Annotated in this window: 7 protein-coding genes; 6 read left to right on the top strand and 1 reads right to left on the bottom strand. The window is 70.6% G+C overall.

Features of this window, described 5'->3' with window-relative positions:
* A partial coding sequence (locus C665_RS16035) for a dihydrolipoamide acetyltransferase family protein (protein ID WP_004322471.1) occupies positions 1–816 on the top strand: 816 nt, incomplete at its 5' end.
* A gap of 8 nt (positions 817–824) precedes the next feature.
* Here C665_RS16035 and C665_RS16030 read toward each other — a convergent pair.
* Positions 825–3479: a bifunctional diguanylate cyclase/phosphodiesterase gene (locus C665_RS16030; protein WP_004322469.1), complete on the bottom strand. Its 2655-nt coding sequence runs from the start codon at positions 3477–3479 to the stop codon at positions 825–827.
* A 248-nt stretch (positions 3480–3727) separates the two neighbouring features.
* Between C665_RS16030 and prfB the strand changes: the two genes are divergently transcribed.
* From prfB to C665_RS16005, 5 genes are all read left to right on the top strand, one after another.
* Positions 3728–4832, top strand: a protein-coding gene (gene prfB / locus C665_RS16025; protein WP_012585282.1) for a peptide chain release factor 2 whose coding sequence is annotated in 2 segments (ribosomal slippage) — positions 3728–3808 and positions 3810–4832 — 1104 coding nt in all. Because the reading frame shifts where the segments join, the coding sequence is not laid out codon by codon here.
* A gap of 18 nt (positions 4833–4850) precedes the next feature.
* Positions 4851–6134 (top strand): hypothetical protein, encoded by a 1284-nt coding sequence (locus tag C665_RS16020; protein ID WP_004322463.1) that lies wholly within the window; start codon positions 4851–4853, stop codon positions 6132–6134.
* Between the two features lie 33 nt (positions 6135–6167).
* Entirely contained in the window at positions 6168–6878 is a 711-nt protein-coding gene (locus C665_RS16015; RefSeq protein ID WP_004322461.1) for a hypothetical protein, read from the top strand.
* Between the two features lie 4 nt (positions 6879–6882).
* Positions 6883–7989, top strand: coding sequence for a tRNA (uridine(54)-C5)-methyltransferase TrmA (gene trmA / locus C665_RS16010; protein ID WP_004322460.1), 1107 nt, complete (start codon positions 6883–6885; stop codon positions 7987–7989).
* Between the two features lie 21 nt (positions 7990–8010).
* On the top strand, positions 8011–10060 hold a 2050-nt coding region (locus tag C665_RS16005), incomplete at its 3' end, for an ATP-binding protein (RefSeq protein WP_004322458.1).

The following is a 10060-nucleotide window of genomic DNA, read 5'->3' as shown; positions in this document are numbered from 1 at the left end:
GAGGCGCCGGCCGCGCTCGCACCGGCAGCCCACGGCGGAGCGGGGATCCGCGCCACCCCGGCGGTGCGCGCGCTGGCGCGCCAGTTGAAGGTCGAGCTCGAGATGGTGACGCCCTCCGGCGCCGACGGCGTGATCACCCGCGAGGACGTGCAGCGCGCCGCGCGCGTGCTCGCCGAGGCCGGCCCCGCCGAAGCGCTGCGCGGCGTGCGCCGGGCGATGGCACAGAACATGAGCCTGGCGCAGAGCGAGGTCGCCGGCGCCACGGTGATCGACGACGCGGTGATCCACGCCTGGCCGCCCGGCACCGACGTCACCGTGCGCCTGATCCGCGCCCTGGTCGCCGGCTGCCGCGCCGCGCCGGCGCTCAACGCCTGGTACGAGAGCCACGCGATGGCGCGCCGGCTGGTGCCGCAGGTGCACGTCGGCATCGCGGTCGACCTGCCCGACGGCCTCTTCGTGCCGGTGCTGCGCGACGTCGCCAACCGCAGCCCCGACGACCTGCGCCAGGGCCTCGAGCGCATGCGCGCCGACGTCAGGGCGCGCAGGATTCCGCCCGAGGAGATGCGCGGCCACACCATCACGCTGTCCAACTTCGGCATGATCGGCGGCAAGTACGCCTCGCCGCTGGTGGTGCCGCCCACGGTGGCCATCCTCGGCGCCGGGCGGGTGCACGAGCAGGTGCTCGCGGTCGATGGCGCCCCGGCGGTACGCCGCGTGCTGCCGCTGAGCCTGTCCTTCGACCACCGCGTGGTCACCGGCGGCGAGGCCGCGCGCTTCCTGAAGGCGGTGATCGACGATCTGGAACGCGCCGACTGAGCGCTCCTTCAGCGCGCCGGCCGAGACCTTCGGGCGTCGAGGAAGGCCTCGAGCGCGTCGATCGGCTGCGGCGCACTGAAAAGGTAGCCCTGATAGGTCGAGCAGCCGTTGCGGGCGAGGAAGTCGCGCTGCTCCTCGCACTCCACGCCTTCCGCGATCACACGCAGGCCGAGGTTGTCGGCGAGCACGATGATCATGCGCGCGATCGCCGCGTCGTTGGGATCGACCAGGATGTCGCGCACGAAGCTGCGATCGATCTTCAACTGATCCAGCGGCAAGCGCTTGAGATAGGCGAGCGAGGAATAGCCGGTCCCGAAGTCGTCGAGCGAGAATCCCACGCCGAGCGCCTTGAGGGCCTCCATCTTCTCGCTGACCTTGTCGACGTCGGTCACCAGCGAGCTCTCGGTCAGCTCCAGGTCGAGCCGGCCCGGGTCGGCCCCCGAGCACTCGAGCGCGGCGACCACCCCCGCGACGAAGTCTTCATGGAGGAACTGGCGTGCGCTGACATTGACCGCAATCACCAGCCTGCTGCGCCACGGGTCGTCCGCCCACGCCGCCAGCTGCGCGCAGGCGGCCTCGAGCACCCAGCGCCCGAGTGGAAGGATCAACCCGCACTCTTCGGCGAGCGGAATGAACTCGCCCGGCGGTACCAGGCCGCGCACCGGGTGATGCCAACGCACCAGCGCCTCCACGCCGAGCACCGCGCCGTCGGCGGCGACCTGGGGCTGGTAATGCAGCACGAACTGGCGCTGCTCGAGCGCGATCCACAGCCCTGCCTCCACGTCGGCCCGGGCGCGCACGTCGGCTAGCATCGAGGGGTCGAAGAAGCACACCGCGTTGCGTCCGCCGAGCTTGGCCCGGTACATCGCCATGTCGGCCCGTCGCAGGGGCTCGTCGACCGGTTCGTCGGCCAACTCGCCGAAAAGGCTCACGCCGATGCTCACCGAGGTGCGATGTTCCGAACTGCCGAGCTGGAAACGCTGGTTCAGCGCCGCGAGGATCTTGCTGCCCACCGCCGCGGCCTGTTCCGCCGCCTCCCGACCCTCCCCGCCCAGTTCCTCCAGCATGACGATGAACTCGTCGCCACCGAGCCGGGCCACGGTATCGTCCTTGCGCACGCAGCGTACGAGGATGGCGGCGACCTGCACGAGCAGCCGATCGCCCTCCTGGTGGCCCACGGTGTCATTGACCGCCTTGAAGTTGTCCAGGTCGATGAACAGCAAGGCGCCGACCGTGCCCTGACGCGCGCAGCTCGCCTGCGCCCGCTCCAGCCGCTCCATCAGCAGCCGCCGGTTGGGCAAGCCGGTCAAGGCGTCGAAGTACGCCAGCTTCCTGACCTCGGCCTCCGCCGACTTGCGCGCGGAGATGTCGCGCGCGGAGTTGAACAGCACCGTCCTGCCGTCCACCTCGAGCGGGAACGCGGTCACCTCGACGGGATACACGCTTCCATCCTTGCGCCGATGTGCCGTTTCGAAGGTGTGCACTTCGCTCGAGGCGAACAGCTCGCTGATCAGCGCACGCATGTCGGGCTCCGGATGGCAGGCATCCCAGCTCCCCGCCCGCATGCCGATGACCTCGCTGCGCGATCGCCCGAGCATGCGGCAGAAGGCGTCGCTGGCCTCGATGACGATGCCCTCCGCGTCGGTGATGTGGATGCCGTCGCTGGCGTTCTGCAGCAGGATGCGGCTGCGCTCGTTGGCACGGTCGTTGGCGTCGACCAGCCGATACAGCAGCCAGGCGGCCAGCCCGGTCACGCCGAGGAAAAGTGCCCACAGCAGCATGGCCTTGCCGACGTCCTCCTTCCACTGCGCGAGGTAGTCCTTCTCGCCCCAGCCGACGACGACGAAGGCCGGCAGGCGCTCGAGCCGGCGGTAGGCATTGATGCGCGCCACGCCGTCGGCCGTGCGCGCGCTGTAGAAGGACTGCGCGCGAACGTCGGAGGCGACGATCTCGTTGAGCTCCTGCGACCCGCCGCGACTGCCGATCACGCCGGCCGGGGCATCGAGACGCGGCCAGCGCGCGATCAGCGTCATGTCGAGGTCGCGCACCAGGGCGATGCCATGCGGCCCGAGCTGCAGGCCCGAAAGCAGGCGCTGGAAATGATCGGCCGGCACGGCTGCGGTCACGACGCCCGCGAAGTCGCCATCGGGCGCGTTGTAGCGGCGCGAGAACACCACGATCCACGTATTTGAAATGCGCCCGTGCAGCAGCTTGCTGGCCTGCATCTCGCCATCGTCGAGCGCGCGATGATCGATGAAGAACGGGCGGTCGGCATAGCTCGTACGCGTCTCGGCCGTCACCTGGTCGCCGAGGACAACCGTGCCGGTGGCATCACTGACCCGGACCTGGGCGGTCTGCGACAGCCCGTCGCGATGCACGTCGATCACCGAGTCGAAATCGTCGCGCTCCAGGCGCCCCTTGTCGCGCAACGCACGCTCGATCCGGTTCTGCGCTCCGCGCAGCAGGAGGTCGATCTCGCGGACAGAGGAACCGACGCTCTGGTCGAGGAGCAGGGCCAGGTTCTCGACCGTGGTGCGCACCTCCCGCTCCTTGCGTGCCTTCGCCTCCAGCATCGCATAACCCAGCAGTCCCGCAATGAATGCGTTGAGCGCCAGCACCGTGGCGATCAATACCCCGAGGATCTTCCTGCTGTTGTGCTGCATGTGCCCGCCAGACGAGTTCCTACCGCGTTCCCCGGGTCGATGACGGCACGCGGATCCTGAATTGGGCGTAATTGTAACCGTCCCGCCTGCAGGTACTCCAGCCTGGAAGCGGGAGGCGAACGAGGCTCTCGCTGCGTCTGCGCGGAGTCGGCGGGACGTCCCTGCTCATGAAGCTGCGCTGCGGCCGACGGCGCTGCTCCGGTAACCGGTATAATGAGCGGTTTCCCAGATTCCGCCGGAGCCTCGCCATGGAAGCCGAACGCCAGAACGCCATCGCCGAAAAACTCGCCGACCTCGCCGCCCGGGGTCGCGAACTACGGAGGTATCTTTGACTACGATGTGAAGGCATCGAAGCTCGAAGAGGTCAATCGCGCGCTCGAAGACCCGGCGGTGTGGAACAACGCCGAGCGCGCGCAGGAGCTCGGCAAGGAGAAGCGCCAGCTCGAGGACGTGGTGCTGACGCTGCAGAAGATCGACGCGCAGTCGCGCGACCTCAAGGATCTCTTCGAGCTCGCCGAGGCCGAGGACGACGACGACACCTTCGAGGCGGTCGAGGCCGACCTCGTCGAGTTGCAGGGCGCGATCGAGAAGCTCGAGTTCCGCCGCATGTTCAGCAACCCGATGGACCCCAACAACTGCTTCATCGAGATCCAGGCCGGCGCCGGCGGCACCGAGGCGCAGGACTGGGCGGGCATGCTCGAGCGCATGTACCTGCGCTACGGCGAGAAGAAGGGCTTCACCGTCGAGCTCATGGAAGAGACCGAGGGCGAGGTCGCCGGCATCAAGAACTGCACGATCAAGTTCTCCGGCGAATACGCCTACGGCTACCTGCGCACCGAGACCGGCATCCACCGCCTCGTGCGCAAGTCGCCGTTCGACTCCAACGCGCGCCGCCACACCAGCTTCACCTCGGTGTTCGTGTATCCGGAGGTCGACGACTCGATCGAGATCGAGATCAACCCGGCCGACCTGCGCATCGACACCTACCGTGCCTCGGGCGCGGGCGGCCAGCACATCAACAAGACCGACTCCGCGGTGCGCATCACCCACGAGCCCACCGGCATCGTCGTGCAGTGCCAGAACGACCGCTCGCAGCACAAGAACAAGGCCGAGGCCATGTCGATGCTGAAGGCGCGCCTGTACGAGGCCGAGCTGCGCAAGCGCCAGTCCGAGCAGCAGAAGCTCGAGGACTCCAAGAGCGACATCGGCTGGGGCCACCAGATCCGCAGCTACGTGCTCGACCAGTCGCGCATCAAGGATCTGCGCACCAACTACGAGGTCGGCAACACGCAGGCCGTGCTCGACGGCGATCTCGACGATTTCATCGGGGCAAGCCTCAAGCAGGGCGTCTGAGGAAAGGGCGTTGCAGGCTTGAACGACCCCTTCCTCTCCGACTTCCTCGCCGCGGGCGTGGACGCCGACGAAGTGCCCGAGCTCGCGGCGCTGGCTTCGGCGCGCCCGCTGCTCGACGCCTTCATCACGCTGTTCCGCGGCACCGAGACCGAGGTGCTGATGCGCCTGCTGGTGCTGCGCGAGATCGGCCGCGAAGCCGACGCGCCGCGCTGGGCGCCCGAGGCGCTGCGCGCACGCTTCAGCTATCTCGACCCGGTCAAGCTCGAGACGGTCCTGAAGCGCCTGCGCGAGAACGGCCTGCTCGCGATCGGCGAGGACGGCCACTACGCGCTCTCCGACCATGGCCGCAACGCGGTGGCGGCGATCGCGATGCTGCTGCGCTTCGGCGAGGAAGAAGACGCCGAGCTCGGCTTCCTCACCGCCCAGCTCGCCGGCCTGCAGGCAGTCGGCGGCATCACCGCCGAGTCGCTCGGCCATCTGCTGTCCAAGCTCAACGACCTCACCTGGCACTTCGAGGAGGCGATCGCCTCCGGCTCCGAGTTCCGCATCCTCGACGCCCGCCGCCGCCTGTCTGCCAACGGGCGCTGGCTCGAACGCGGCACCGAGCTCCTCGACAAGCTGCTCGCCGACCCCGAGGTCGACTTCGACATCGCCCGCATCGCGCAGCGCATCGGGCTGGCGCAGTCGCGCCTGGCGCGCGCCGACGCCTCCTTCCAGCGCGCGCTGAACAAGATCGAGGCGCAGCGCGTGACGCTGGGGGCCTCGGGCATCTCGTCCTCGGACGTCGCCGCCTGGCTGCGCGGGCTCGACGCCGCGGCGCTCGCCACGCTGGCGGCGGACGCCTGCGCGAGCGTGCCGGAGCTGCCGCTGCTCGCCGGCGGGCACGAGCTGCTCGACCGCGCCGAATCCTTGCTCGAGGGCGGCGGCAGCGCGGCCCCGGCCGACACCACCCTGCCCCCGGCCGACGACGCCGCGACCGGCCTCGCCCCACAGGCCGAAGACCTGCGCATGCTCGAACACTTCACCCATCGTCTCGGGGCCCTGCCCGCGCCGCAGCCCCTGCACCACGTGATTGCCGGCGGCGGTTTCGCCCCGGCGAGCTACCGCCTGTCGCTGCTCGCGCTGCTCGCCGACGGCGCGGAGACCGCTCCGGAGGGCGGCCTGGAGGATGGCCCGGTGAGCAGCTTCATGCGCCTGCCGGTGGAGGTCGAGTTCGGCGACACGCTGACCGCGGTCGGCGAGGACGAGATCGGCGCGATGACGCTCGGCGAGGTGCGCCCGCGCGCCACCACCGCGGCTTGAGCCCCGCCCCCGGCCCGAGCCCCCAGGATTTCCATGGAACACGAACTCAAGACCCTCACCGCGCGCCTGCTCGCCCAGCGCTGGCTGCCGCGCGGCGACAAGCTGGTGCGACGCGCGCTGGTGGATGAAACCTTCCGCCTCGAACTCGACCGGCGGCTGGCCGACGTCGGCCTGCGCCTGCTCGACAACCCCTACGCCGCCCACGTCGGCGTGGCGCTGCAGCCCGAACTCGCCGAACCGGTGTTCGGCGCCGGGCGCGAGTACGCGGCCAGCAACCTCGGCCTGACGCGCGACGAGGTCGCGCTGCTGGTGATCCTCTGGGCGCTGATCGTGCTGCCCAAGCGGCAGCGCCAGGTGACCCGGCGCGAGCTCGTCGACGACGGCCAGACCGATCTCTTCGGTGGCGACAAGCCGGTGGCGCATGGCGATGCCGTCTCGGGCACGCTCACCGAGGCCTCCCTGATCGCCGACTTCGGCCCACGCCTGGGAGGGCGCACCAAGGTGCGCAACTTCATGCTCGGCAAGCTCGCCCGCCTCGGCTTCATCGAGCGCCGCAACGGGCTCGTCACCGAGGGACCACTGCTCGACCTCGCGCTCGACTACCGCGTGATGGCCGACCGCATCATCCACGGCACCCTGGGCGAGATCCTCGAAGCCGCCGGCCACGCGCCGCCGGAGAGCAACGCCTTCGAACTCGCCGAGGTCCTGCCCGACGAAGCTGAAGCCCTCGACGAGGAAGACTGAGCCCATGCCCCTGCCCTGCATCGACCCCGCGCGCTACGACGACCAGCTCGCCGCCAAGCTCGCGCGCTACCGCAGCGACTGCGCCGAGTTCGACCTGCCCGAGCCGGCGGTCTTCCGCTCCGCGCCGCTGCACTACCGCCTGCGCGCCGAGTTCCGCCTGTGGCATCACGAGGGCCGCATCGACTACGCGATGTTCGACAGCGCGGACCCGAAGCAGCCCATCCTGCTCGAGACCTTCCCCGCGGCTGCAGAACCGATCGCCAAGCTGATGCCGCGCCTGCGCGACGCGCTCCAGGCCAGCGAGGCGCTGCGGCGCAAGATCTTCCAGGTCGACTTCCTCGCCACCCTGAGCGGCGAGTGCCTGGTCAGCCTGGTCTACCACCGTCCGCTCGACGCGGACTGGGAAACCGCCGCGCGCGCGCTCGCCGCCGCGCTCGACATCCAGGTGATCGGGCGCAGCCGCAAGCAGAAGATCGTGCTCGAGCGCGACTGGGTACAGGAGGTGCTCGAGGTCGACGGCCAGCGTCTGCGCTACCAGCAGTTCGAGGGCAGCTTCACCCAGCCCAACGGCGGCGTGAACCAGCACATGCTGGCCTGGGCGCGCGCGCAGGCGAAGGCCGTGGGCGCGCGTCCGCAAGGCCCGGGTGACCTGCTCGAACTCTACTGCGGCAACGGCAACTTCACCGTGGCGCTGGCGCCGCTGTTCGGCCGCGTGCTCGCGACCGAGATGAGCAAGACCTCGGTGCGCGCCGCGCACACCAACCTCGCCGACAACGGCGTCGCCAACGTCACCATGGTGCGCATGGCGAGCGAGGAGATCAGCGACGCCCTCGCCGGCGGGCGCGAATACCGCCGCATGCAGGGCGTGGACCTGGCCGGCTACCGCTTCTCCACGCTCTTCGTGGACCCGCCGCGCGCCGGCCTCGACGAAGGCACGATCGCGCTGGCGAAGGGCTTCGAGCACATCCTCTACATCTCCTGCAACCCGGAGACCCTGCGCGCCAACGTCGCCGCGCTGGCGACGACGCACCGCATCGCCGCGGCCGCGGCCTTCGACCAGTTCCCCTACACCCACCACCTCGAGTGCGGGCTGCTGCTGCAGCGGCGCTGAGCCTCACCGCGACCCCGGCCCATGTTCCACATCAAGACCCTCGAGCTCGTTCACTGGGACTTCTGGCGGCGCTTCACGCTGCCGCTGGATGCCCAGATCATCACCATCGTCGGCCCCAACGGCTCGGGCAAGACCACGCTGCTCGACGCCCTGCGCACGCTGTTCGCGCTGCGCTGCTCGGGCAAGCGCGATTTCCGCCGCTACGTGCGCCGCGCCGACCGCAGCTTCGCGTGGATCCGCGCGGTGGTCGCCAACCAGCCCGGCCACACCGGCAAGCGTCCCTTCTTCCCCTGCCTGGCCGACGAGGTCACGCTCGCCTGCCGCATCCGCAAGGCCGGCGGCGACTGGATCCGCGACTACACCATCGTCGACGGCAACCAGCCGATCGAGGCGCTGGAAGCCACCAACGACTGGACCGGCCTGCGCGACTACCAGCACCGCCTGGCCTGGGGCGGCCTCACCCCGGCGATCACCAAGGTGCTGGCGCTCGAGCAGGGCGACACCGACAAGCTGTGCGAGTACTCGCCCAAGGCCTTGCTCGAGCTCGTCTTCGACGTCTTCGGCGACAAGGAGGTCCTGGACAACTACCAGGCCGCGCGCGAGGAGCAGAAATCGGCCGAGCGCGAGCTCGGCGAGCTCGGCATCGACCTCGATCGCCTGAAGACCCAGGCCGAGGAGAAGAAGGCCGAGGCCAACCGCTTCCTGGAATGGAAACAGCTCGCCGACGAGATCCACGCGCTCGAGGCCGGGATCGTGCCGCGCCTGGAGATCGCCGAGCTCGAGCGCGCGCTCGCCGCCGAGCGCGAGACCTTGTTCCGCGTCGGCCACGAGCGCGCCGACAAGCTCGTCGAGCAGCGCGAATCGCGCCAGCGCCTGGAGATCGTGCGCGCCGAGCAGGAGTCCGTGCAGGCCGAGCGCAAGCGCCTGAAGGAGGACGACCGCGCCTCCGAACAGCGCTACCTCGCCGCCCACGACCGCGTGCGCGACCTCGAAAGGCTGCTCGAGGAGCGCGACATGCTGCGCGCCCAGCTCGCCAGCGAGCACGGCGCCGACGCCGTGGCGCTGGAGAAGGAGCACGAGGAGGCCGACGCCGCGCTCGCCGCGCTGCGCCGCAAGGAGCGCGAGCTCGTCGCCGCCTTCGAGGAGCGCAGCGAGACCCTGCGCGGCGAGCGTAACCGCGCCGGCGCGCCGGGGGACGCCGAGGTCGCACGCTTCCGCGTCCGGCTGAGCGCCGAGGGCATCGCCCACCGCAGCCTCGCCGAGGTGGTGGAGGTCACCGACGCCGCCTGGCAGGCCGCGCTCGAAGCCATCCTGCGCCCCTACCGACACCTCGTCCTGCTCGAACGCGAAGCCGACCGCCACGCCGCCTGGGCGCTCGGCGAGCGCGAGCGCTTCCGCCACTTCATCGTGGCCGAGCGCGAGAGCGCACCTCCGCCGCGCCCGATGAGCCTCGCCGAGGTGGTGGAATTCGGCGCGCCGGTGCCGCGCTGGCTAGCCGACCTGTTGAACCGCATCCGCCGCGTCGACGACGCCGAGGCCGCGCGCGATCTGCCGCGCGAGCAGGAGTGGATCACCCGCGACGGCTACCACCGCGAGCGCCGCGGCGCCCGCCACCTCGGCCGGCCGCAGGAGTTCCACTTCGGCGAACTCGCCCGCCAGGCGCGCATCGCCGCGCTGCAGGACGAGATCGGCGGGGTGGACAAGCAGCTCCAGGCCCTGCGCCCCAGGCTCGACGCCGCGAGCGCCCGCCTCACCACGCTGCGCCAGCGCCTGCTCGGCCTGCAGTCGGCACAGCTTCTCGCCGCCCGCGCCGAGGCCTACGCCAGCGCCGAGGCCGAGCTGCCCGCCGCGCGCAAGGCCCTCACCGAGGCGATCGCCGAACGCAGCGACACGCGCGGCGAGATCGACCGCCTCGCCGAGAAGGCGAACGGCATCCAGATCGAGCTCGACCGCCGCACCCGCGAACTCAAGGCGATCGACCTGCGCCTGGCCGACATCGCGCGCGAGCACGGCCCGCGCCGCCGCGCCCAGGCCGAGCGCATCCTCGCCCTGCGCCGGCGCCGGCGCGGCA

Source organism: Thauera aminoaromatica S2 (assembly GCF_000310185.1).
GTDB classification, from domain to species: Bacteria; Pseudomonadota; Gammaproteobacteria; order Burkholderiales; family Rhodocyclaceae; genus Thauera; species Thauera aminoaromatica.
Note: the sequence above shows the minus strand (reverse complement) of the source record. Positions and strands in the feature narration are given on the sequence as shown.